This window comes from Leptolyngbya sp. CCNP1308, assembly GCF_034932455.1.
In the GTDB taxonomy this organism is placed as follows: domain Bacteria; phylum Cyanobacteriota; class Cyanobacteriia; order Phormidesmidales; family Phormidesmidaceae; genus Nodosilinea.
The window spans coordinates 22540-43179 of sequence record NZ_JAYGIH010000003.1 but is presented as its reverse complement, the minus strand read 5'-3'; the positions used below and the strand labels follow the sequence as shown (position 1 = coordinate 43179).

The window sequence follows — 20640 nt, the reverse complement described above, 5'->3', positions numbered from 1 at the left end:
ACGTTAAAGCTTCAGGGCCAAGGTGATAGGCGATCGCGCCGCATGCACCCTAGGCCAAACAGTTTACCCTGATTGACCTAAAGCCATCCTACCCTGAATCAGCTAAAACGTAGTCATTGTGACATTGCTTAAGCAGGCTCAGCAACTCCCAAAGGTTTAAGGCAAGCGCTCACACCATAGCAGGAGGTAGGGTCAGGCTAAACCTCATTATTTTTTGGCCATTTGGGCCATCTATCGACTGACGACGCCATGAATTTTCAACCGACTGAAACTAGGTTTAATTAAGAGGATGTTTGAAAAGTCCTATTTCTTATAGCAAAAGTGGAGATCCCCCTAAATCCCCCTTAAAAAGGGGGACTTTTACCCCCCTTTTTAAGGGGGGCAGGGGGGATCGGCAGGTGACTAAAACTACAGCAAATCACTTTTCAAACGCCCTCTAAGACCACTTAACTAGCCTAAATAGACGTTTCTCTGTTGATTTGTCTGTCAAAAGGGGGATCTCAATGCAATGCCTAAGAGCTCCGTCTGGAGACAGATAAGGGAAATGGGTAGTCTTGGCTACAGTTAAATAACTAAGCTTCACAGATCTCGAATAAGTGTCGAGATAATAACGGTCGGGCGTTGGTTAGCTCTCTTGAAACCAGCTGACTAGAGCCTCATACAAGATTTCCAAGGATATTCCATGGCTGCCACCATAAACGGTCTTGATTTAAGAAAAACTATCCAAAATCATCCTGTCTCCACAACTAAAAATACTGACTTTGCCGCCGTAGAAGAACAATTTACCGCCCTACTAACCCTCGAAGATCTCGATCATCAAGTAAGTCAATCTCCCCAGAGCGTTAGAGATCTAGAATCTGCGATCGCCACCGCAATTCCCCTAGCCTATGGCGATAGCTCTCAGCCCGGCGATCAAGCAGCCCACTTATTTTTGCAGCGAATTTTATATCTCATCAACCGTCTCAACCTCTTTTGGTACGACGACTTACGGCACTACAGAAACGAGCGATCGTTGTATTTGCAGTGGGTGCGCGATCGCATTGAATCGGTCTGGCAACAGTGGGAGCTAGAGCAAATAGATGTTGAATCGCTGAAGCAGCAAAATGTAGAGCAAACCCTGCAAGCCTGGTACGAAGCTGATCTCAACCCTTCCATCACCGAAAACAAACGGTTTCTGCGCGAAGACCTCGATCGCGAGGGCTATCGACGGTTGCTGGCGATCGCCTCCCTGGATGGGTTAGTTGAAGCTAGCCGGATGTCTCGAATTTTGGGAGGGGCCAGCAATGAAGTTCAGGCAACCCTAATTCGAGTGCTGCTAGAAGAATATGGCAATGGCCGCCTGGCCCGCAAACACTCAACCTTTTTTGCCAAAATGATGGCTGAGATGGAGCTCAACACAAAACCAGAGGGCTACTTTCACCTAGCACCTTGGCAATTGCTGGCCAGCATTAACCACAACTTTTTGCTGACTGAATGTAAGCGCTATTTTCTTCGCTACAACGGTGGGCTAACCTACTTTGAAATTGCTGGTCCCTCGATCTACACCGACTATCTGTTGGCAGCCCAGCGATTAAATTTGAGCGAAACATCGTCTGGATACTGGGCTTTACACATTAAAGAAGACGAGCGCCACGGCCAGTGGATGCTAGATGATGTTGCCCTGCCGCTGGCAGAGCAGTATGCCGATCAGGCTTGGGAAGTTTTGCTGGGGTACGCCCAAGAAAAATTTATCGGAGACCGGGCTGGCGACGCGATCATTCAACAGATCAAACAGGCTGATGCTCCCCTGCCTGCGATCGCCTCTGTGTAAGCCCTCTACATCGGCCCCCTGCCTTGGCAGAGGGCCAATTTCCTACTCTCTTACTCCTTCAAACCCCTACTATGAAAAACGGTGTTTTGGCTTCCCCTGCTGAGGTTGTAGTTAAGTCTCCCAATCAAGTATTTTTCTGCCCTGAAGAATCACAGTTTTATGCCCAGTGTCTAGAGAAGATGGTGCTGACCCAAAGCCACGCAACCGATCCAATTGTTGAATTTGGGGCCGGGGATGGGAGCCCGGTCATTCAGGCGCTGCTAAAAAGTTCCTTTGAAGGCATTATTCAAGGTTACGAGTTAAATAGAGAAGCATCTCAGCTGGCAAGACTCCGCATTGAGCAGTACGGCCTTAGTTCCTACTACCAAATCCACAATGACTGCTTCTTTACTAGCGCCTCTGCCAACGCTCGCTATTTGATCGCCAATCCTCCCTATTTACCGGCTCCAGATAACCAGCTCTACATGCCCTCCCTCCACGGCGGCGACGATGGAGCAAGGATCACCAATCGGCTCCTAGCCCAGGGGTGTGAGCAGGTCATGCTGATGATCTCAGCCTACTCAAACCCGGTTGATACCGTTGACTATGCCATTCAGCAGGGATATGAGGTGGTAGACTTTATGGTCACCCCGCTCAAATTTGGCTATTACAGCTGTGAGCCCAAGGTTAGAGAGTCGATCGCAAGGCTTAAGCGTAGAAAGCAGGCATTTTATTCGGAGAGAATTTACTTTCTAGCCGGAGTTCTTTTCCGTCAAAAGAGTGCTTCAACAACCTGCCTATCCGAGGAATTTCTCAAAGTGATGACGGCGCTGTAAGTCGTTCAGACTGCTCCACAACAGCACCCTGCGATCGCCCCCGTTACAGTACTCCTTAAACCCTACAATCATGCCTACCTTAAATCCTCAACAAGAAAAAAACCTGGCGGCTTTCATAACCGCCTTGGGTCAGCAAGACAATGCCTTGCCGGAGGCACTGCAAAAACAGCTGCACGCCATCGGTCTAAATCTAGAAGCTCGAATTTTGGAGCTGCCTGCGATCGCAGCTAGCCTGCCAAACTTAAATCAGGCTTACCAAACGGCCTTATCGGATACCCAAGCCGCAGGCGCACCGGCTGCCACTTTTGTTGCCAATACCAATCAATTCGATAGCGACAAACAGTACGATCGCGCCGTTGATATTCTCACCGCTGACGACCCGGTGCAAGCGGCTCGGCGCAGTCGCACCCCGCTGGGGCAAGTTGCCTCAAATCCGCTGAAGCGGATCTTTGGTAGAGGTTAAATCTGTTTACACGCTGCCCCACGCTCGCCTGTCGGCAGCGCTAGACTCAGAGCATTGATGGGTTAAACGCCATGGCTCACCTCCGCGATCGCCGTCCCCAAAACGTAGAGGGCGATATCTACGTCGATAGCTCTTGTATCGACTGCGACACCTGCCGCTGGATGGCCCCCGACATCTTTAGCCGCGCAGCTGAACAGTCGGCGGTCTTCCATCAGCCCGAGACAGAGGCCGAACGGCTGGCGGCGCTACAGGCAGTGTTGGCCTGCCCCACAGCTTCCATTGGCACCGTGGAGCCGCCCAAAGACATGAAAGTGGCCCAGGCCAGTTTCCCGATTCTAATTACCGAAAACGTCTACCACTGCGGCTACCACTCCGAAAAGTCTTACGGGGCAGCCAGCTACTTGATTCAGCGGCCCGAGGGTAACGTGCTGGTCGATTCGCCCCGCTTTGCTGCCCCCCTGGTGAAGCAGCTCGAAGCCCTGGGCGGTGTGCGCTATCTCTACCTCACCCACCAGGATGATGTGGCCGATCACCAGCAGTTTCATGACCGATTTGGCTGCGATCGCATCCTCCACGCCGACGACATCGGCTCTGGCATCGCCTCGGTCGAAATTCAGCTCAAAGGCACCGACTCGGTCGAACTAGCGCCCGACCTGACGATTATTCCAGTGCCGGGGCACACCAAAGGCCATACGGTGCTGCTGTACGACAATCGCTTTCTGTTTACCGGCGATCACCTGGCCTGGTCAGAACGGCTCCATCAGCTCCACGCCTTTTACAGCGTCTGCTGGTACTCGTGGCCTGAGCAAATCAAGTCTATGGAAAAACTTGCCGCCTACGACTTTGAGTGGGTGCTGCCCGGCCACGGTCGCCGCCACCACGCCGACAAAACCACCATGCGCCAGCACATGCAAAAGTGCCTTGCCTGGATGAAGGCGCAGTAGGGTTGGGGATGGCCGTAGGAGAAAGGAGGCGATCGCGATCGCAGCACCGTAGGGTGGGCACTGCCCACCTGCCAACCCCGCTATCACCAACCCATCGAGAGCACTACCTCAGAGTGTCTTCCAAAAATCCTTAAATTCCCGATTATCGACGCACCTACAATTCTGGCGAGATAATTTTTCTCACCCTGGTCACCTTCAACCGCAGACCCATCTCTGCAGAAGCCGATAACGTAAAACGCCTGCGCCAGGCCGCAGCCGCTGTTAAAGCTGAAATGCCCTTGAGTTTGAGGGGGAGGGGTTGGTGGTGGGTGAATTGATGGGGTGGTGGGCAGTGCCCACCCTACTCGTTATAGATCGAAGACGTAGCGCACTGCTCCAGAGTCTGGATCGTTGGTGACATCGGCATAGCCGCTGTGCAGAGCGGCTTGAATTAGGGCTTCTACTCGCTCTGGGCTTAGCCCCGTGTGCAGGGCCACCTGGGCCTTAGAGAGTTTGCCTCCGTTAGCATGGGCGGCCTTCAGCAGCAGCAGCATTGGGTCTTCTTTGGGTTGGGCGATCGCCTGAACCGCGACCAAATTTCGATCTCTCGGCATCGGCATCGCCAGGCCATCTTCACTCCACTCGGCCAGGTACTTCCGCCGCAGTTGCTCGTTGCGGGTTTTGACCATGCCGGGCACCAGCACCAGATCGATGAGTTGGCCAATGCCAAACAAGCCAAAGGTAAACAGGTAGACGACACCCCACACAGTCTGCCCGGCATAAAACCGATGCAGCCCGCAGAAACCAAACAAACCCAGTGCCCACAGCAAGTAGGCTGTTCTAGTTTTTGCTCGTGACATGATGGGTCGTTCCTTGAAGGCGCTGATTTCAGGGGCAGCAAACCGGAGAGCGACTTACACCAGCCGCCTAGAGCCCATTATAGACAGCCGATTTTTTGGCGTGCCGCCCCTGTAACCGACCCGTAATACCGTCCATTGAGTTATAGGGCAGCACCGTAGGGTGGGCACTGCCCACCTTCCCACCCAGCTATCACCAACCCATCGGGAACACTACCCTAGAGTATCTTCCCCTAACCCCCAAATGCCCGATTATCAACGCGCCTACACTCCCGGCGGGGCAATCTTTCTCACCCTGGTCACCTTCAACCGCAGACCCATCTTTGCGGAACCCGATAACGTAAAACGCCTGCGCCAGGCGGCAGCCGCTGTTAAGGCTGAAATGCCCTTCGACATTACAGCCGCCGTTGTGCTTCCCGACCACATTCATTTTGTGTGGACTTTGCCCCAGGGCGATGATGATTACTCAAAGCGGGTCGGACGGCTGAAGGTGTTGTTTACGCGATCGCTGAAGGGAAGTTGTGCGCTACCGCAGGATGTTTGTATTTCTCGCCAACGGCAGCGCGAAAGCGACATATGGCAACGACGATTTTGGGAGCACACCATTCGCGATGAGGCTGATTGGGTGGGGCACATCAATTATTTGCATTACAACCCGGTGAAGCATGGGCTGGTAGAGTGCCCACATCAGTGGGAGTTTTCAAGTTTTCGGCGGTTTGTCAGAGATGGGTTTTATGGAGAGGATTGGGGATGCAAGTGCGAAGGGAAGGAGACAGCAGTTGAGTTTGAGGGGGAGGGGTTGGTAGTGGGTGAATAGATGGGGTGGTGGGCAGTGCCCACCCTACGAACTACTAGGCGAGCGTGGCAGAGAAAATAGTCGATAAGGATTAATTATTCTTATTCTCTATTTAGCTGGTGTTATAGCGTCTCTATTGTACTCGTGCAGCAGGTAGGTATAAAACATGAGGCTTGCGTGTATCCACAGGATCTTGATGCCCTAGTTTGAGTTTCTGATTTTCCAGCCAAGTCACTACTCCGAAATTATCAGGATAATACTGCTGTACAAACTGAATGAAATCTTCTGGCATAGATGGCTTTCCCTTTCCGCCCATATAGTGATCGTGAAACTGATTATGAACCTCTACAGTAATTGTGATCAGGTTATCTATACAGTCTGCTAAATGGGGATAAGTGCTCCGTGAATATAGATGGTGGGCAGCTAGTTGCTGAGTTTCTACTCTATTAACCTTAACTGCTGTCACTTGACAAGTTTTATTATCGCGTTTTTTAGCGTCAGATTTTGCCTTATTAATTGCTTTCTCACGATCAATAATTCTTTTGACAATATCTTCAATCTGAGGCACAATTACCTCGCCAACATCAAGACATTCTTCCTGCCTGTTCTTTTTCTGTAATGATCCAGAAAAGGCTCTTGATAGCTTTAGGAAGCCGGACATGGAGAAATATCTATCGCCTTCATTTCCAAAGTCGTCGTAATCCTGACCTTTAATTAGAGGTTGATCAAATTTTTTGGTATACTCCTCCATTTTTTGGAGGTAGTCTGAACGTGTTCCAAATATAGCAACAGCATCAGAACGTGAGATCCAGAATGTGTCTCGGCGTCTAACTAACGATGAGCAGTTGTCAAGAATCTTTTTTCTGATGAAACTTTGTCTAATTTTCTTCCGGGTCTGCGTGAACCAATCAAATACTTTCTGCCAAAAACTTAGTTTTTCAGTTGCCTCTAAATACCGAGCAATTGTGTAAGCACCTGATTGGGTATACTCTCGCAATCCGTTCCCGCTCACAACCCGATAATCTATGTTTATCTTCAGCTCCCATTCATCGTCAGGAATTGCATCAAAGTGATTCTCTATCTCAATTAACTTCTCTGAGGTAATGTTTAGCTCTAAGATCAATTGCTTGCTGGTGATGTAAGTGACTGCCATCTTAAAACTTCTCGGTCAAGCTTTTATAGAACACGGTTAAACGGTCAAAGACTTCTGCATCCCCTGTTTCAGGATTATCGGGATGATAAATTTTGCTGAGTTCCCGATAAGCTTTTTTTACATCTTCCGTATCTGATTGCTTAGGATCTAGACCGAATGCTTTCCACGGCATATCATACTTAAAAATGTTGATATTATTTACGCAGCCACGACCTTTTTCATTAGCTTCATGAGGTAGCACACCAATCCACTTTCGGTAGATAGCTTCCCAACTCTCTTTTCGGCCATAGTTCAACTTACCCATACCGCTGATAGCTAGCTTGAACTCGCCATTTTTTTTCAATCCAGTTGTATCTTTTACCCCAAAGCGCTCGTAAACAGCCTGTTTTAGCTGAGGCAGCGTAAGAGGCTTGTTAGATTCCTTCCCTAGAACAAAGTGAGCAAACTCAGACAGGATCGCTTCGCTATAGCCGTATTCAGCAGCAAGTCGCTGAATCTCGGTATTAATCCGTGGCGTTAAATTTTTTGTAGCCATATATACGCTTAGGTTTCCATTGAGGGCATTTAGGGAAAGGAGACAATAGATTTTTCTCCTAACGTTTAGAATTCCCGGTTACTTTTCAGAAATAACAAGGTAGCTTAATAGTTACTTCATCGGTACGATTGCTGACCCCGATGCTATTGCACCGACTTTGCCACGTCATCAGACAAGTTTCTAGTAATTGTAGGGTGGGCACTGCCCACCTTCCCATCCAGCTATCATCAATCCCTCGGGAACACCACCTGTAGAGTTATCTTCCCCTACTCCCAAATGCCCAATTGTCGGCGCGCCTGCACTTCTGGCGGGGTAATCTTTCTCACCCTGGCCACCTTCAACCGCAGTCCCATTTTTGCAGAAGCCGACAACGTAAAACGCCAGCGCCAGGCTGCAACTGCCGTTTAAGCTGAAATGCCGTTGAGTTTGAGGGGGAGGGGTTGGTGGTGGGTGAATTGATAGGGTGGTGGGCAGTGCCCACCCTACTTGAGGTCAAATAGGGCGACTGTTGGGGCGATCGCGTCATTGTTCATATACTTTGGCTTCGCGATCACCACCTTGTCGGTCATGCCACACAGTTGTGAGTTGGTACAGTGCTAAGCTAAAATTTGTAGGTTAGCAGCATGGCGTCAAGTTTACGAGACCTAAAATTTTATGGATAGGCCGTAAAATCCTCTGGATATCCGTATCAAAATTTATAACTATAAGAGCATTCGTACCCCTTTCCTAATAAAAGCTTAAAGATTTTTATGATATTTTATAGTAGCTGCTACATTATTTAATGAGAGTAAATTATTCAAGGAGCGTGTAAATGACCACCTCTGGTACTAATCCTTCTTTTTGGAAGCAGCTCTTATTGGGTGGAGGCTTGCTTGGAGTGGTAGTTGCAGGATTATTCAAAATTGCTGAAACTTACATTAATAAAAGTTTGCCAAACCAAAAGCCAGCAGTTGCTGTTAAAGCTTTTGTTTCAAACGGAGAAGTTACTATTAAAAATGATAGCCCGACTAGAATTCCATACGTCTCTGGGGAAGAGCTTACTTTGGATGGGGCTGGATCAGATGACAAAGACGGAAAGATAAATAAATATGAATGGCTAATTGATGAAGAAATAGTCGGAGATCGCAATTATTTACTTTTCAAAGAGGAGTTTGACAATCAATCTGATAATAAGTATCGAGTTGTATTTAACGTATATGACAATAAAGGAGAATCTAGCCAAGTTTCTTTTTGGGTAGATGTAAGCCCTGGTGTCGCTCAAAAATCTAATTTTTACGAATGGAGTTCCGTAAATAGCGAAAGTGACTTATCTAAGCTCAACGCCTTTAGGATTGGCGATGAAGATGGCCAGCCAAGATACCTTTGCCGTGCACTATATGAGGGCGAGTATAAGATTGGCAAAACTGTTTCAGGCCAATGTAATGTTCCTTACTATTCAGGACTTCAGGTTGAAACGGATAAAGAGGTACTTACGTTCGACGAAAATGAGATTATACTAAGCGATTATGAGATTTTAGAAGACAGTGAGAGTATTCTATTTTGGGCTTCATACGAGCCGTTTAGTGATAATGAGTATCCTGAAAATGCAGTTCGATTTATTTCATCCGCTGCGGGTGAAGAATCGTTGGTATGCAAGGCAAAATATAGAGGGGCTGAACATCCGGGCATAGTAGACCAGGGGTTCTGCCTTTTTTCATATGGTGGTGCAGTTGGATTCGTGCCCAACAACGGCTCTGACTCGCAAATCTTTAAGATTCTTGTTTCTAAGTAAAGATGAATTGAGAAACTATCTATTTGGTATCGTTATTTAAAGGCATTCGAAATCGTTGTTTCAGCATGAGTTAGTGAAGCGTAATCCATGTTACGGATAATTGAGTTGATCTACTTAGGCAAAGCCGCTGAACTAAAGAATTGAGGAAATCAAGTTTCGCTTGGGCGTTACTTGATTAGCAAGCCCCATTCATAAGTAACGCTGCAACAAAATCAAGTTTCGCTTAAGCGTTACTTAACTATGGCATTCCATTCATAAGTAACGCTGTAACGAAATCAAGTTTCGCTTAGGCGTTACTTAACTGTCAACCTGCATAATCAAGTAACGCAGGTCGGTAATCAAGTTTTGTGCCGGGGTTACTCGATGCGCTCCCTGGTTTGGCTAATGCGCTAGGGCACTAACTGCCCATCCCCTTAGCCGTAGTCGAAAAAATAAACAGAATACTCAATAATCCCTGCAAGTAATCAAGCCCGCTGCACTCTAAACACCTGCTGCTCGCTCTGCTGCTTAAAAATACGCAGAATCCTTTTTTATTTGTGCTGAACAGATTCCGTATTGATCGGGGGTTCACGGATTAAGCCCATTTGCCATAGTCAAAGGGTAAACGGTTACGGGGAATTCTACCGATGGGCAGACCAAAAAGAAGTTCAAAACCAGTAGAGCAGGCCCAGCGTCGCGCGGCCGCCCTGCGATCGCTTGGGGCAAATTTAGACCTGGGTAATGGCCTCACCCTGGCCGAGTATAACCAGTTGATTGATGCCGTAAGAGCCGATATTGCCACCTACAACGAGGCCCTATCTCAGGTAGACAATGCCGCGAATAACGTGCAGGCAGGCGAGAAAAAACTGCGAGATTTGTCTGAGCTAATGCTGCTGGCCGTTGCGGCCCGGTATGGCAAAGATAGCTCCGAATACGAAATGGCAGGTGGCACCCGCAAGAGCGATCGCAAAAGACCAAAACCCCGGCAAATTCAAGCGGCTTAGCTTATTTAAAATTCCTAAAAATCGTTGCAATTCGAACCCCTTTTGTCTCAGCCACTCTGCGGAGACAAAAGGGGTTTAACTTTAGGAATGAGCAGTACGCTCACAGATGGTTGCGACACCGAATCTTGTTTGGTTGCACCCGGTTTTCAGGGGTAGCTCTCTATGCCTGCGATCGCCAAGGCCCAGTATCATCCAAAAAAGGCGAAAACTCTGGGGTTGACCAGGTGAGGGGCAAGCTACCTTCGACGCGATCGCCCTTTTGCAAATGAAAGCGCAGCAGGCGTTCGGCTCCCTCGTAGGCAGTCACCTCAGACCCATCCCAAACAACTTCAGCGGTGCCGGTGAGGTAGAGCAGATCGCCCTGCTCAAAGTCGATGAACACCAGCCCAGCGCGGGGGTTAAGCTCTAAATTGCCAAAGGTGTTGAAGTGCAAATTGCCCGAGAAATCGGGAATGGTGAGGGTTTGCGGGTCGTCAATGCGCACAAAGCCAGGCTTGCCGCCCCGGTGAGATACATCGACGCCGCTGGCGCTCCCCGCTGCCTCAGATTGGTAGGCCGTAGCAATAAAGAACGTATCGGCGGCGGCGATCATCGCGCTTTCAGCCTCTCCCAGCGCCGTGAGGGCATGTGCTGGTCTGGGGGTTATCGGGTCAAAGGCGCGCCAATCAAACCGCCGCGCCTGAATGTATTGGGGGCAGTTGCCGAAACTCTGGCCCACCGCCACAGTAAACCCGTCGGGCTGCACTGCCGCGATGGTGCCATTGATGCGGTTGCGGCGGCGGCTGTGCAGCTCAATGCCCAACAGGCCAATGTCGGCCCCTGCTGCCAGATTGTGGTGCAGCGGGTCGCCCGCGAGGGGTGGGGCGGCAATGTGCAGAGTGCGCTCATTGGGGGAGGTGATAAACCCCGGTTCCCCAACCAAAATAGAGGCCCAGGGCTGACCATTGCCATCCACCGTACCGACCAAAACATAGGGCAGCTGGGCAAAGAACTCGCGGTGCTGGTCGGGCAAATAGTCGCGAATGATCCGCCGCCCCTGGCGATCCATCCGCTCTTGCACCCCCAGCCGGGCCTGAATCGCCAGTTCCCCGGCATGGAAGGGTGATGCTGCGTAGGGCCAACTAAGATTTACCATCCTATGCTCCTCCTGTTAAAAATCAGGTCTGTCGAACAGCGATGTAGACACCAGTGCCCACCATCAACGCGCCTGCCCCCTGGTTGCATCGCCGTCGGGCGCGGCGATCGCGCAGCAGCCCCCTAGCCCGAGCAATGCAGGTAAACACCCCAGGCCCAGGCACCGCTGCCGAAATGAGCATGGCCACAAACAGCGTTGCGATCGATTCAACAGTCATGGGTTCTTCCCCCGCCTAAGGTCTGTTGGCATTATTGCCGATAGACCTTAGGCGCTGATGAGGCTGCCTCCCGCTCTATACCCCCGCCATAGGAACAAAGCCGGGGAGCTGCTTGACGCGCTCGATCCAGGTCAGCACGTTGGGGTAGGCATCGAGGTTAATCTTGCCGTCGCGGGCCAGGGCCACGTAGGGAAACACAGCTACATCGGCGATCGTGGGGCTATCAAACTCCAGCCACGAGCGGGTACTGAGGTGCTTGTCGAGCTGGGTGAGAATATGGTCGGCCTTTTGGTGCGATCGCTCAATGTTGATATTGGCCACCTTGAATAAATGGTAAAGCCGCGCATTCTCAGGCCCCTGGCGCACCTCTCCGGCGGCGGTTGAAAGCCAGCGCACGACCTGGGCCAAGGGCAGCGCATCGACGGGCAACCAGGTATCGCCACCATACTGCCGGGCCAGGTAAACCAAAATTGCCTGGGCATCGGCCAAAGTAACCTCGCCATCGACGAGCACGGGCACCTGACCAAAGGCGTTAAGGGCAAGAAAGTCGGCCGCTTTATGTTCGCCCTGCATCAGATCAACCTTGACCCATTCGTAGTCGAGGCCGAGCAGTTCTAGAAAAAGACGGACTTTGTAGCTGTTGCCAGAGACGTCGTGGCCGTAGAGCTGAATCATGGTGGATTCCTTGGGGAGTGGGGGGAGATGGGGGGATGAGGAAGTGGGGGAGGCCAAAGAATTGGAGGACTAATTCCCCACGCGCTTGCAGATTACAAGAGCGACGCTGGACTCAAATCAAGTACCGAACGATCGGTACATAATGACTGTACTGATCGTTCGGTATGATGTCAACAGGTGAAAAACTTTTTAGGTGATGCGCGGCGATGTCTAAACAAGCCTACGTGCCGTCTCTGCTAGATTTATTTCGGCAGTATGGCTACGACGGAGTCAGTCTGTCAAAAATCTCGCAGGCAACGGGCTTGGGCAAAGCCAGTCTCTACCACCACTTTCCCGGCGGTAAAGATGACATGGTGACGACGGTGCTAGACACCCTCGACCAGTGGCTGCAAGAGACGGCCTTGGCAGCGCTAGAGGGCGAAGGCGATGGCTTGACTCGGCTAGGGTGCATGGGCGATCGCATCTGTGAAGCCTACAGCCATGGCCAAAAACCCTGCATACTCGCATCCCTCATGCTTGGCTCTGCGAAGAATGACTTTCAGCCCCAGGTGCAGGGAATGCTCAGGCGATGGATGGGGGCGATCGCCGCCGTCCTGACCCAAGCCGGTATGGCAAAATCCTTGGCCCAGGATCGCAGCGAAGAGGCCCTGGTTGTCATTCAAGGCGCGCTGATTATGGCGCGGGCCATGGACGATGCCGCCATCTTTGAGCGCACCATGCAGCGCCTGCCCCAGCAGCTTTGCCGCTAGACTTCTGCGAACTGCACCGGCTTCCCGTCTACAGAAATCAGGCGATCGAGGCGGATTTCGGTGCCGTCTTTCAGCCGCAGGTATTCGGCCCTATCAACCACAAAGAAATCCTCGATTTGGCCCTCAACGCTGACCACCGCGTCAGACGCCGTTCGGTAGTGAATGGTGCAGGGGCGGCGCAGGGTGGCCAGGGATTCTAGCTCATCGTGAAAGCTACAGCTAACTAACCGATGCCTGGTCATGGGTCAGTACCTCTGCGGGAAGGTGGGGCAAAATTTCTTGGCCAATTTCCTCCAGCACCTCTGCGGCTGGGCGCTGGCCATACTTGAGGTTGAGGCCGACGTGATTGACACCAATGTCTCGCAGGTGCCGAAAGAGGTCGAGCAGGCGATCGCGCCCCAGTCGATAACCCAGATGAATCGGGGTTGGTGCAGCCGTTGGGTCATCCACCAAATCGACATAGAGCGATTGGGCGTAGGGTTTGAATGTGCCCGGGGAAACGCGATCGACCAGGGTACGCCAGTCTTGAATCATGCGGGCCTGCATCTGGGGATGGCGGGGGTAATAGAGCCAGCCGTCAGCCTGTTCGGCGATCCACTCGGGGGTTTGGCGACTGTGACCTGTCACCAGCAGGGGAATGCCGCCGTTGACAGGCTTGGGCAGCACATCGGCCCCCTCTAGCTGAGTAAGGGAAGAACGAATCACGGGAAAGTCTGACGCCAGCGCCTGTTTGAAGTCGGCAAAGGTCTGGCGAAAGCGATCGCCCCGCGACTCAAAATCGACCCCAAAAGCCGGAAACTCTACTGGGCGATCGCCCGAAGCCACCCCCATCACCAGCCGCCCGTTGGAGAGCTGATCGACCGAAGCGGCGGCCTTAGCTAGGTGCAGCGGGTGGCGCTGGCTAAAGATAATGCTGCCGGTGGCCAGGGCAATGCGATCGGTCTGGGCCGCGATGTAGCCCAGGTAAACCCAGGGGTCAAAGATCTGCCCCACATCTCCAAAGGTAGGGTCGTAGAGCGGCACATCCCTTACCCAAAGGGCGGCATAGCCCAGCGCCTCGGCCCGCTGCGCCAGCCCCGCCTGGTTCTGCATAGTGGGAATGCTGCCCCGATACGCTTCGATGGGAAAGAACACGCCGACGGTCAACTGGTCGGGCCGGAACATGCGATCAAACCCAGTTTGGGCAAGGGATGGACTCATGGGTTATGCCGTTAAGGGGTTAGCGGGAGGGGTTAATAGCGTGCGAATTTCTGTGCCTGCGCTGAGCAAGCGGTGGACGGGGCAGCGATCGCCAATTTCCCGCAACCGCTGGCGCTGTTCCTCCGTCAAGTCTCCTGCTAGGGTCAGGCGAACCTCAATGATCGACTGGCGATCTACGGTCTTTAAATCTGCCACAACGCCGACCCGATCGACTGACCAGCCCTTGCGCTCGGCATACATTTGAATGGTGATCGCCTTGCAGCTGCCCAACCCAGCCAGCAAAAATTCTGTGGGGGTTGGCCCGCGATCGTCACCGCCAATGGCGGCTGGTTCATCGGCGGTGAGCTGAAACTGGCGGATGGCAACGTCTTGGCCAAACCAGGACGCATTCGATGAAACCTGTACCAATGCCATAGCGCGTTGTCTCCCCTTAGGTTAGAGCGATCGCAGGCGACAGCCCCCCTGAGACAATCTGCACCGAGTCTGGGTTGGCCCAGAGCACCAGTTTGGGGTCGTAGGGGCTGTTGAGGTATCGGTGTCGGGGCAACAGTCGCAGCGAAAGCCCCTGCAAACCGCTGGCGGTGTACTCCATTTCGAGGGCGTAGAGGCTTCTGCCCTGGGTATCTTGCCCCTGGTAGGCCATGGGCACCGCCACCCCAGCGTGAATTTCGCCATCCACCGAGACGGTGCCCTGGTAGAGTTCTACCTGCACATCGTCGGGGGTGAGCGCCCCAAGCTGAATGGCGGCGGTCACTTTAAAGGGCTGGTTCACCCGCAGATCGGCGGTGTCGGAGATGGCGACTTCTTCAAAGCGCACGTCGTACCAGTGGTCGGTCAGGCGGGTCTGCCAGGTGGCCAGCTCTTTGCCGGGGCCGTAGTCGGCAGAGGCCAGGGTGTGGGCGCGATCGCTGGCCGCAAAGTACCCCAGGTTGGCATAGTCTTTCACCATGCGGGCGGTGTTGAACTGGGGCGTGTTGAAGTAGATTGCCTGCTTCATTTTGGCCACCCAGCCCCGAGGGATTTCGTCTTTGTCGCGCTCGTAGAACAGGGGCACCACCTCTTTTTCAAGGATGTCGTAGAGGGCGTTGGCCTCCACATCGTCCTGGTAGTCGGGGTCGTCGTAGTCTTCGCCGTGGCCGATGGGCCAGCCGGTGCTGATGTAGTCGGCCTCATCCCACCAGCCGTCGAGCACGCTGAGGTTGGGCAGGCCGTTCATGGCCGCCTTCATGCCGCTGGTGCCGCTGGCCTCGCGGGGGCGGCGGGGGTTGTTGAGCCACACGTCGCAGCCCGCCACCATATCCCGCGACAGGTGAATGTCGTAGTTGGGCACAAACACAATCGAGCGGTTCAACCCCTCGTCGCGGGTGAAGTGAATAATGCTGCGAATCAACTCTTTGCCGGGAATGTCTTTGGGGTGGGCTTTGCCGGCAATCACAAACTGCACCCGGCGACCCGTACCATTGCCATTGATAATGTTGCGAATGCGCTCCAGATCGTGGAGAAACAGGGTGGCCCGCTTGTAGGTGGCAAAGCGGCGGGCAAAGCCAATGGTGAGCACAAAGGGGTCGAGGCATTCCAGAGCTTCGGTGAGTTCGCGGGTCGAGCCGCCGCGATCGCGCGTGCTCTTGGCTAGGCGATCGCGCACCTTAACCACCAGCTGCGATCGACACTGCTCGTGGTTGCGCCACAGCTCGTCGTCGGGGATGGTGTACACCCGCTTCCACAGCGATGCCCCCGGGCTCGCTTCGGCCCAGTTGGGGCCAAGGTAGCGATCGTAGAGCGCCTGGGTAGACTTAGCCACGCAGCTGCGGGCGTGCACCCCGTTGGTAATCGCATAGATCGGCACTTCGTCCTGGGGTAGCTCAGTCCACAGCGCACCAAACATGTCGCGCGACACCTCGGCGTGGAGCTTGCTGACGCCGTTGATAAAGGTCACCGTCTTAATCGCCAGCACCGCCATGCTAAACGGAGCCGAAAAATCCCCGGTGTCGGTGCGGCCCAGGGCCAGAAACTCGGCATCGCCCAGGCCAAAGCGATCGCGGTAGTGGCCCAGGTAGTGCAGCACCTTCTCCGGCGGAAACAGGTCAATTCCGGCGGGTACCGGGGTGTGGGTGGTAAACATCTGGCTGGCCTGGGCCACTTGCAGCGCCTCGGCAAAGCCCAGGTCGTGCTCATCCATCAGCACCCCCATGCGCTCTAGGGCCATAAAGGCCGAGTGGCCCTCGTTCATGTGGTAGGCGGTGGGGGCCAGCCCCAGGGCTTTCAGCATGCGAATGCCGCCAATGCCCAGCATTACCTCCTGGTGAATGCGCATGTCGATGTCGCCGCCGTAAAGGCGATCGCAGATATCCTGGTCGTACTGGTTGTTGGGTTCGATATTCGTATCGAGCAGATACAGCGGCACCGTGCCCACCTGCACCCGCCACACCCGCGCATACACCACCCGACCGGGATACTCCACCTCGATTCTGAGTTCCTGACCGTCCGCATCGCGCTCCAGGTGCAGGGGCATGTTGTAGAAGTCGTTGATCGGGTAGCGCTCCTGCTGCCAGCCGTCGGCATTTAAATATTGGGCAAAGTAGCCCTCCTGATAGAGCAGACCCACCGCCACCAGGGGCAGGCCCAGATCGCTAGCCGACTTGAGGTGATCGCCCGCCAGCACCCCCAGCCCACCCGAGTACACCGGCATGCAGGTGGTGAGGCCAAACTCCATCGAAAAGTAGGCGTAGCATTCCCCCGAGACCGGGGCTTTGCGGTGCTTTTTGTACCAGGTGCGATCGCGCAAATAATCGCCCAGCCGCTGGGCCGCCCGATCCATCTGGGCCAAAAACCCCTCATCTTCCGCAATCTCATTTAGCCGCGCCTGGCTGATCGTGCCCAGCATCAGCACCGGGTTGTAGCGGCTCGACTCCCACAGGTCGCCGTCCAGCCGTCGAAACAGGTCTACCATCTCCACATCCCAGTCCCAGTGGAGGTTATAGGCCAGGGTGCGCAGCGCCTCTAGCCGCTGGGGCAGAGCCGGAGTAACGTTAAACGTGCGAATTGGACGCATAGGAAAGCAACCATTGTGGCGGTTTTATCGTATATAGAGCCATTCTGCCCTCTATCGGCGACGGGGGTAGGGCTTTTAATACTCTCTTCGGCCCAAACCATCCTTAAAGTAGCCTGTCCCTCCAGGGTGGGCTTCTCCCCGCTCCCAGGTTGTGAAATCCCTACCCGGGGGCATAGCGTAGAGGTAGAAGCTCAGGGAATAATAGGCAGGTAAGAAGAATCACTACTCGCTACCCAAAGACAACAAGGACAAGACCATGACGCAGGATAGGAAGACCCAAGGTTTTGGAGCCACCCTCGAAAACGACGCCCGCCCCGAAGTCGAGTTTGATCAGTGGGCCAGGGCCGTCCGCCAGCAGATGGTTGCCGCCCTCAAGCGCCGCGGCAGCAGCAATAGCTAGAGCCGTCAAAGACTGGCACTGGGTGCAAGGGTTGAGTTAGCCCCAAACAAACCCAGCACCCAGCCACAATCTAACCCCTAGCCCCGCAGCTCGCTTCCTTAGTCTTGGTAGACTACTGGTGCACCTACGCTTAACAGCACCCGTACCCTACCCCGCCAACTCTGTGGCCACCAAAAAAAGCAGCGGCAAGCCCAGCGAAAACCCTCTTTCACCCACCGCCAAGACTGGCGGTGGGTTTAAGGTGCAGGTGTTCTATCTGGCAGCCAGCAGCAATAGCCCCAGCGCCCCCATTAAAGACGCCCTGTGGTTTGCCACGTACCCGATCATTCCCCGCATTGGCGACTGCGTGTTTAGAGACGGCGTGTACTACCGGGTGGAGCGCGTCTTTTTGTATGAAAATTTGGCCGCCGGATGGTGCGCCGATGTCGAAGTTACGTTCTACGGCAGACGCTAATTGAGCCCCTGCCAACGGCTCTTAGCACTGTGTTACAAAACTTATGAGAAGCCCCGCCCCCAGGGGCTGTAACGACCACTGCCGCAGTGTTACAGAACGCATAATCTCCAGAAACCTTATGCTAAAGTAGGCGGGTAACATGTTTTGCTTTCGGTAGGCTGGTTCATCACAGTCTGATCTCAGTTTTCGGGTAATCGGTGTGTACCACTCCGAATCGAACTTGTCTACATTACATGTCAATTTTGGAGTTGTGCCATGTCGATCTATGTAGGAAACCTCGCCTACAATGCTACGGAAGGAGACATCACCGAAGTCTTTGCCGAGTACGGGGCCGTTAGCCGAGTAACAGTGCCCACCGATCGCGAGACCGGTCGCCCCCGGGGCTTCGCTTTCGTCGAGATGGAGAAGGAAGCTGACGAAGACGCTGCCATTGAGGCCCTTGACGGGGCCGAGTGGATGGGGCGCGAGCTGCGCGTTAACAAGGCTCGTCCCAAAGAAAAGCGTGCCGGTGGCGGTGCCCCCCGTGGCAACTTCGGCGGTGGCGGCGGCAGAGACGGTGGCAACCGCGAGTTTTCCCGCTGGTAAGTGGTCTGACTCTAACTAAATTCAGTTGCGATGGCAGAAGATGCGTTATCTTCTGCCATTTTGATGTGGGTTAACCGCGTGATCAGCGTCCAGTCTGGCGATGTAGCATTCGAGCGTCGGTAGCCTTAGCTCTTCACCACAGGCGAAGTATGCTGCCAAACAACCGTGCGATCGCGACTCAAACCGGCAAAAACGAGAGTTTCTATCTCAGAAAGCCCCATAGACGCTAGTTCTTGATGAGTCAACAGCGCTTGCACCTGGTTAGCTGCATCTTCGGGGTTAATCACACGAACCGCCAACCAGGAAATATGTAGCTGGATACCCTGGGCGCTGACCTGAGCCACAACGCCACGTTCTTTCAGGAGTGCTTCGACGCGCTCTACCGCCGTAAGCGACTCATCTTGGGAGGCTAAAACAGGGGTCTCGGCCTTGGCCGAAGCCTCTTCTGCTGGCTTCGGGGGTGGGTTTTCTATGTATTCTTTGATCTGGCGAAACGCCTGTTTCAAGTCTTCTACCTTAGCTCGATCGCCCTCACGGAGAGTCTGGGCTTTGAGCTTAAAGTAGGTACCCTCAACCTGCTGTAGCGAGTCACCCAACTCTAGCCCCAACAGACTGTAGGCATAGGTAATGCTGCCTGGATCTGCTGCAGGCGATGCCGAGGTGACCACGGGCTCAGGGGCGACGGGCGCGTCAGGCTGATGGGCAGATTCGGTCTCTAGCGGTAGCGATCGCAGCTCACCGTTGGGCGAGCTGCGGTCAACTTCAACCCCCCAACCAGGCTCCTGCCCATCGGCCTGCTCTGCGTAGAGTTGCAAGGTTGTGGTTGGAGCGACCTGCAAACGCTCCAGCCCCCGAAGCACATAGGTCACAGTTGCGCCCTGGGGAGGTAAGGTTTGCCCCGTCAGCCACAGCTGTAGGCAATCGTTCTGGCGATCGCCGCGGACGGTAATGCCCTTGGGTTGTAGAGCCTGATTCATGAGCGTGGCGATCGCGGCAGCATCACCGTTTTTGGCCTGCTCTAACAATGAGGTGGGCACCATGGGAATTTCTCAACCAGCTTTCTTTAGTCTAAGGTTACCCAATTTGACTCTCTTCAGCGGTTTAAGTCCGGCGGTTGCCGATAGGACTCGGGTAGTGCTTTACAGCCTAAGCGCCTTAGGTCGGAGGCCATTCCAGCACCCACTGCCCCAGTAGCCCAATGCGAAAATCGTTGAGAATGCGCTTGGCGGTGCGTTCGATATTGCCTTGAAATTTTTGCTCCGCCACCTGGGCGACAAAATCTTCGCCGGTGCCGTCGTCTAGGGCTAGGCCGTAGCGGGCTTGCAGAATCGCTTGGTAATCATCCGGAGAGTTGTTTTGCTGTAAGCCTTTGAGCACATCTAAAAAGGCCGCCGCCGTGCGCTGGGTGTCGTAGGAAGCCTCGCCGATATCGTCGCAGATGGCCAGCTTCAGTGCCGCCGCCTGATCATCCATCCGTGAGGGAATAACCCCCGGCGCATCCAGCAAGTCTAGATCGCCCGACAGTCGAATCCACCGGAGCTGGCGGGTAATGCCAGCCCGGCGAGCGCTGGCCACCACTTTGCGGTTGAGCAGTCGGTTGATCAACGCCGATTTGCCCACGTTAGGAAAGCCAATTACCACAGCGCGAATGGGGCGCGGCTTCATGCCTCGGGCCTGGCGGCGCTGGTTGACGGCCTCCCCTGCGGTTTGGGCGGCTTTGGCGATCGCCTTCACCCCCGTACCCTGTTGCCCATCGGTGAAGTAGGGCACCTCCCCCTGCTGGCGAAACCAGGTCTCCCAGGCGGTGCGGGCCTCGGTTGAAATCATATCGACCCGGTTGATCACCAGCACCCTGGGTTTATCGCCTACCCAGACATCGACCTTGGGGTGCCGCGTCGAGACCGGAATGCGCGCATCCCGCACCTCTAGCACCACATCCACACGGCTGAGCTGATCGACCAGGGCTTTTTCTGCCTTGGCGATATGGCCGGGGTACCACTGAATTTCGGGGGTGGACATGGGGGAGGTGGGGTGATGGGGGAGATGGGAAAAGTAAGGAGGATAGGT

Annotated in this window: 24 protein-coding genes; 12 read left to right on the top strand and 12 right to left on the bottom strand. The window is 53.9% G+C overall.

Annotated elements, in window-relative coordinates:
- The first annotated feature begins 682 nt into the window (after positions 1-682).
- The 4 genes from VB780_RS02265 to VB780_RS02250 all read left to right on the top strand — a co-directional run bounded on the left by VB780_RS02265 (position 683) and on the right by VB780_RS02250 (position 4032).
- Positions 683-1810 (top strand): iron-containing redox enzyme family protein, encoded by a 1128-nt coding sequence (locus tag VB780_RS02265; protein WP_323349514.1) that lies wholly within the window; start codon positions 683-685, stop codon positions 1808-1810.
- Between the two features lie 71 nt (positions 1811-1881).
- A complete protein-coding gene (locus tag VB780_RS02260) occupies positions 1882-2625 on the top strand; it encodes an SAM-dependent methyltransferase (protein WP_323349513.1) in 744 nt (247 codons plus the stop codon).
- A gap of 70 nt (positions 2626-2695) precedes the next feature.
- On the top strand, positions 2696-3088 hold the full coding sequence (locus tag VB780_RS02255) for a hypothetical protein (RefSeq protein ID WP_323349512.1): 393 nt from the start codon (positions 2696-2698) through the stop codon (positions 3086-3088).
- 71 nt (positions 3089-3159) lie between these two features.
- A complete protein-coding gene (locus VB780_RS02250) occupies positions 3160-4032 on the top strand; it encodes an MBL fold metallo-hydrolase (protein ID WP_323349511.1) in 873 nt (290 codons plus the stop codon).
- A gap of 347 nt (positions 4033-4379) precedes the next feature.
- Here the strand turns inward: VB780_RS02250 and VB780_RS02245 are convergent, their stop codons facing one another.
- Positions 4380-4871, bottom strand: a complete 492-nt coding sequence (locus VB780_RS02245; RefSeq protein WP_323349510.1) for a TM2 domain-containing protein — start codon at positions 4869-4871, stop codon at positions 4380-4382.
- Between the two features lie 241 nt (positions 4872-5112).
- On the opposite strand from VB780_RS02245, the gene VB780_RS02240 reads away from it, so the two are divergent.
- Complete coding sequence (locus VB780_RS02240; protein WP_323349509.1) at positions 5113-5685, top strand: REP-associated tyrosine transposase; 573 nt, start codon at positions 5113-5115, stop codon at positions 5683-5685.
- A gap of 112 nt (positions 5686-5797) precedes the next feature.
- On the opposite strand, the gene VB780_RS02235 is transcribed toward VB780_RS02240, so the two are convergent.
- A complete protein-coding gene (locus VB780_RS02235) occupies positions 5798-6817 on the bottom strand; it encodes a hypothetical protein (RefSeq protein WP_323349508.1) in 1020 nt (339 codons plus the stop codon).
- A 1-nt stretch (position 6818) separates the two neighbouring features.
- Positions 6819-7352 (bottom strand): J domain-containing protein, encoded by a 534-nt coding sequence (locus tag VB780_RS02230; RefSeq protein ID WP_323349507.1) that lies wholly within the window; start codon positions 7350-7352, stop codon positions 6819-6821.
- 276 nt (positions 7353-7628) lie between these two features.
- Between VB780_RS02230 and VB780_RS02225 the strand changes: the two genes are divergently transcribed.
- From VB780_RS02225 to VB780_RS02215, 3 genes are all read left to right on the top strand, one after another.
- The gene (locus tag VB780_RS02225) at positions 7629-7760 is read left to right on the top strand and encodes a hypothetical protein (RefSeq protein WP_323349506.1); all 132 of its coding nucleotides are present in this window, start codon (positions 7629-7631) and stop codon (positions 7758-7760) included.
- Positions 7761-8163: 403 nt separating this feature from the next.
- Entirely contained in the window at positions 8164-9123 is a 960-nt protein-coding gene (locus VB780_RS02220; protein WP_323349505.1) for a hypothetical protein, read from the top strand.
- A 626-nt stretch (positions 9124-9749) separates the two neighbouring features.
- Positions 9750-10106 carry a hypothetical protein gene (locus tag VB780_RS02215; protein ID WP_323349504.1) on the top strand — a complete coding sequence of 119 codons (357 nt, stop codon included), beginning with the start codon at positions 9750-9752 and terminating at the stop codon, positions 10104-10106.
- A gap of 160 nt (positions 10107-10266) precedes the next feature.
- On the opposite strand, the gene VB780_RS02210 is transcribed toward VB780_RS02215, so the two are convergent.
- The 3 genes from VB780_RS02210 to VB780_RS02200 form a co-directional block, all read right to left on the bottom strand.
- Positions 10267-11241: a pyridoxamine 5'-phosphate oxidase family protein gene (locus VB780_RS02210; RefSeq protein ID WP_323349503.1), complete on the bottom strand. Its 975-nt coding sequence runs from the start codon at positions 11239-11241 to the stop codon at positions 10267-10269.
- Between the two features lie 22 nt (positions 11242-11263).
- Positions 11264-11458, bottom strand: coding sequence for a hypothetical protein (locus VB780_RS02205; protein ID WP_323349502.1), 195 nt, complete (start codon positions 11456-11458; stop codon positions 11264-11266).
- A 75-nt stretch (positions 11459-11533) separates the two neighbouring features.
- Positions 11534-12133 carry a glutathione S-transferase gene (locus VB780_RS02200; RefSeq protein ID WP_323349501.1) on the bottom strand — a complete coding sequence of 200 codons (600 nt, stop codon included), beginning with the start codon at positions 12131-12133 and terminating at the stop codon, positions 11534-11536.
- A gap of 206 nt (positions 12134-12339) precedes the next feature.
- Here VB780_RS02200 and VB780_RS02195 point away from each other — a divergent pair, with 206 nt between their 5' ends.
- Positions 12340-12882 (top strand): TetR/AcrR family transcriptional regulator, encoded by a 543-nt coding sequence (locus tag VB780_RS02195; protein ID WP_323349500.1) that lies wholly within the window; start codon positions 12340-12342, stop codon positions 12880-12882.
- Here VB780_RS02195 and VB780_RS02190 read toward each other — a convergent pair.
- From VB780_RS02190 to glgP, 4 genes are read right to left on the bottom strand one after another with little or no spacing between them, the layout of a single operon-like run.
- Entirely contained in the window at positions 12879-13124 is a 246-nt protein-coding gene (locus VB780_RS02190) for a hypothetical protein (protein ID WP_323349499.1), read from the bottom strand. The genes VB780_RS02195 and VB780_RS02190 overlap by 4 nt on opposite strands.
- Positions 13102-14082, bottom strand: coding sequence for an LLM class oxidoreductase (locus tag VB780_RS02185; protein WP_323349498.1), 981 nt, complete (start codon positions 14080-14082; stop codon positions 13102-13104). The genes VB780_RS02190 and VB780_RS02185 overlap by 23 nt, the downstream gene beginning before the upstream one ends.
- 3 nt (positions 14083-14085) lie before the next feature.
- Entirely contained in the window at positions 14086-14496 is a 411-nt protein-coding gene (locus tag VB780_RS02180) for an OsmC family protein (RefSeq protein ID WP_323349497.1), read from the bottom strand.
- Positions 14497-14512: 16 nt separating this feature from the next.
- Positions 14513-17134 carry an alpha-glucan family phosphorylase gene (gene glgP, locus VB780_RS02175; RefSeq protein WP_323349496.1) on the bottom strand — a complete coding sequence of 874 codons (2622 nt, stop codon included), beginning with the start codon at positions 17132-17134 and terminating at the stop codon, positions 14513-14515.
- A 256-nt stretch (positions 17135-17390) separates the two neighbouring features.
- Between glgP and VB780_RS02170 the strand changes: the two genes are divergently transcribed.
- The 3 genes from VB780_RS02170 to VB780_RS02160 all read left to right on the top strand — a co-directional run bounded on the left by VB780_RS02170 (position 17391) and on the right by VB780_RS02160 (position 18573).
- Positions 17391-17534 (top strand): hypothetical protein, encoded by a 144-nt coding sequence (locus VB780_RS02170; RefSeq protein WP_323349495.1) that lies wholly within the window; start codon positions 17391-17393, stop codon positions 17532-17534.
- Positions 17535-17697: 163 nt separating this feature from the next.
- Positions 17698-17988 carry a hypothetical protein gene (locus tag VB780_RS02165; protein WP_323349494.1) on the top strand — a complete coding sequence of 97 codons (291 nt, stop codon included), beginning with the start codon at positions 17698-17700 and terminating at the stop codon, positions 17986-17988.
- A 255-nt stretch (positions 17989-18243) separates the two neighbouring features.
- Complete coding sequence (locus VB780_RS02160) at positions 18244-18573, top strand: RNA-binding protein (RefSeq protein WP_323349493.1); 330 nt, start codon at positions 18244-18246, stop codon at positions 18571-18573.
- 125 nt (positions 18574-18698) lie between these two features.
- Here VB780_RS02160 and VB780_RS02155 read toward each other — a convergent pair whose 3' ends face one another.
- Both VB780_RS02155 and ylqF read right to left on the bottom strand, forming a co-directional pair.
- Entirely contained in the window at positions 18699-19613 is a 915-nt protein-coding gene (locus tag VB780_RS02155; RefSeq protein ID WP_323349492.1) for a hypothetical protein, read from the bottom strand.
- Positions 19614-19728: 115 nt separating this feature from the next.
- Entirely contained in the window at positions 19729-20592 is an 864-nt protein-coding gene (gene ylqF / locus VB780_RS02150) for a ribosome biogenesis GTPase YlqF (protein ID WP_323349491.1), read from the bottom strand.
- Positions 20593-20640: the final 48 nt, after the last annotated feature.

Bases quoted from the DNA above. Each gene is read 5' to 3' on its own strand.
- VB780_RS02160 (WP_323349493.1), top strand. From the start codon at position 18,244: ATGTCGATCTATGTAGGAAACCTCGCCTACAATGCTACGGAAGGAGAC.
- VB780_RS02235 (WP_323349508.1), bottom strand. From the start codon at position 6,817: ATGGCAGTCACTTACATCACCAGCAAGCAATTGATCTTAGAGCTAAAC.
- ylqF (WP_323349491.1), bottom strand. From the start codon at position 20,592: ATGTCCACCCCCGAAATTCAGTGGTACCCCGGCCATATCGCCAAGGCA.
- VB780_RS02265 (WP_323349514.1), top strand. From the start codon at position 683: ATGGCTGCCACCATAAACGGTCTTGATTTAAGAAAAACTATCCAAAAT.
- VB780_RS02240 (WP_323349509.1), top strand. From the start codon at position 5,113: ATGCCCGATTATCAACGCGCCTACACTCCCGGCGGGGCAATCTTTCTC.
- VB780_RS02170 (WP_323349495.1), top strand. From the start codon at position 17,391: ATGACGCAGGATAGGAAGACCCAAGGTTTTGGAGCCACCCTCGAAAAC.
- VB780_RS02260 (WP_323349513.1), top strand. From the start codon at position 1,882: ATGAAAAACGGTGTTTTGGCTTCCCCTGCTGAGGTTGTAGTTAAGTCT.
- VB780_RS02220 (WP_323349505.1), top strand. From the start codon at position 8,164: ATGACCACCTCTGGTACTAATCCTTCTTTTTGGAAGCAGCTCTTATTG.
- VB780_RS02155 (WP_323349492.1), bottom strand. From the start codon at position 19,613: ATGGTGCCCACCTCATTGTTAGAGCAGGCCAAAAACGGTGATGCTGCC.
- VB780_RS02225 (WP_323349506.1), top strand. From the start codon at position 7,629: ATGCCCAATTGTCGGCGCGCCTGCACTTCTGGCGGGGTAATCTTTCTC.
- VB780_RS02230 (WP_323349507.1), bottom strand. From the start codon at position 7,352: ATGGCTACAAAAAATTTAACGCCACGGATTAATACCGAGATTCAGCGA.
- VB780_RS02245 (WP_323349510.1), bottom strand. From the start codon at position 4,871: ATGTCACGAGCAAAAACTAGAACAGCCTACTTGCTGTGGGCACTGGGT.
- VB780_RS02200 (WP_323349501.1), bottom strand. From the start codon at position 12,133: ATGATTCAGCTCTACGGCCACGACGTCTCTGGCAACAGCTACAAAGTC.
- VB780_RS02255 (WP_323349512.1), top strand. From the start codon at position 2,696: ATGCCTACCTTAAATCCTCAACAAGAAAAAAACCTGGCGGCTTTCATA.
- VB780_RS02190 (WP_323349499.1), bottom strand. From the start codon at position 13,124: ATGACCAGGCATCGGTTAGTTAGCTGTAGCTTTCACGATGAGCTAGAA.
- glgP (WP_323349496.1), bottom strand. From the start codon at position 17,134: ATGCGTCCAATTCGCACGTTTAACGTTACTCCGGCTCTGCCCCAGCGG.
- VB780_RS02250 (WP_323349511.1), top strand. From the start codon at position 3,160: ATGGCTCACCTCCGCGATCGCCGTCCCCAAAACGTAGAGGGCGATATC.
- VB780_RS02205 (WP_323349502.1), bottom strand. From the start codon at position 11,458: ATGACTGTTGAATCGATCGCAACGCTGTTTGTGGCCATGCTCATTTCG.
- VB780_RS02185 (WP_323349498.1), bottom strand. From the start codon at position 14,082: ATGAGTCCATCCCTTGCCCAAACTGGGTTTGATCGCATGTTCCGGCCC.
- VB780_RS02210 (WP_323349503.1), bottom strand. From the start codon at position 11,241: ATGGTAAATCTTAGTTGGCCCTACGCAGCATCACCCTTCCATGCCGGG.
- VB780_RS02180 (WP_323349497.1), bottom strand. From the start codon at position 14,496: ATGGCATTGGTACAGGTTTCATCGAATGCGTCCTGGTTTGGCCAAGAC.
- VB780_RS02215 (WP_323349504.1), top strand. From the start codon at position 9,750: ATGGGCAGACCAAAAAGAAGTTCAAAACCAGTAGAGCAGGCCCAGCGT.
- VB780_RS02195 (WP_323349500.1), top strand. From the start codon at position 12,340: ATGTCTAAACAAGCCTACGTGCCGTCTCTGCTAGATTTATTTCGGCAG.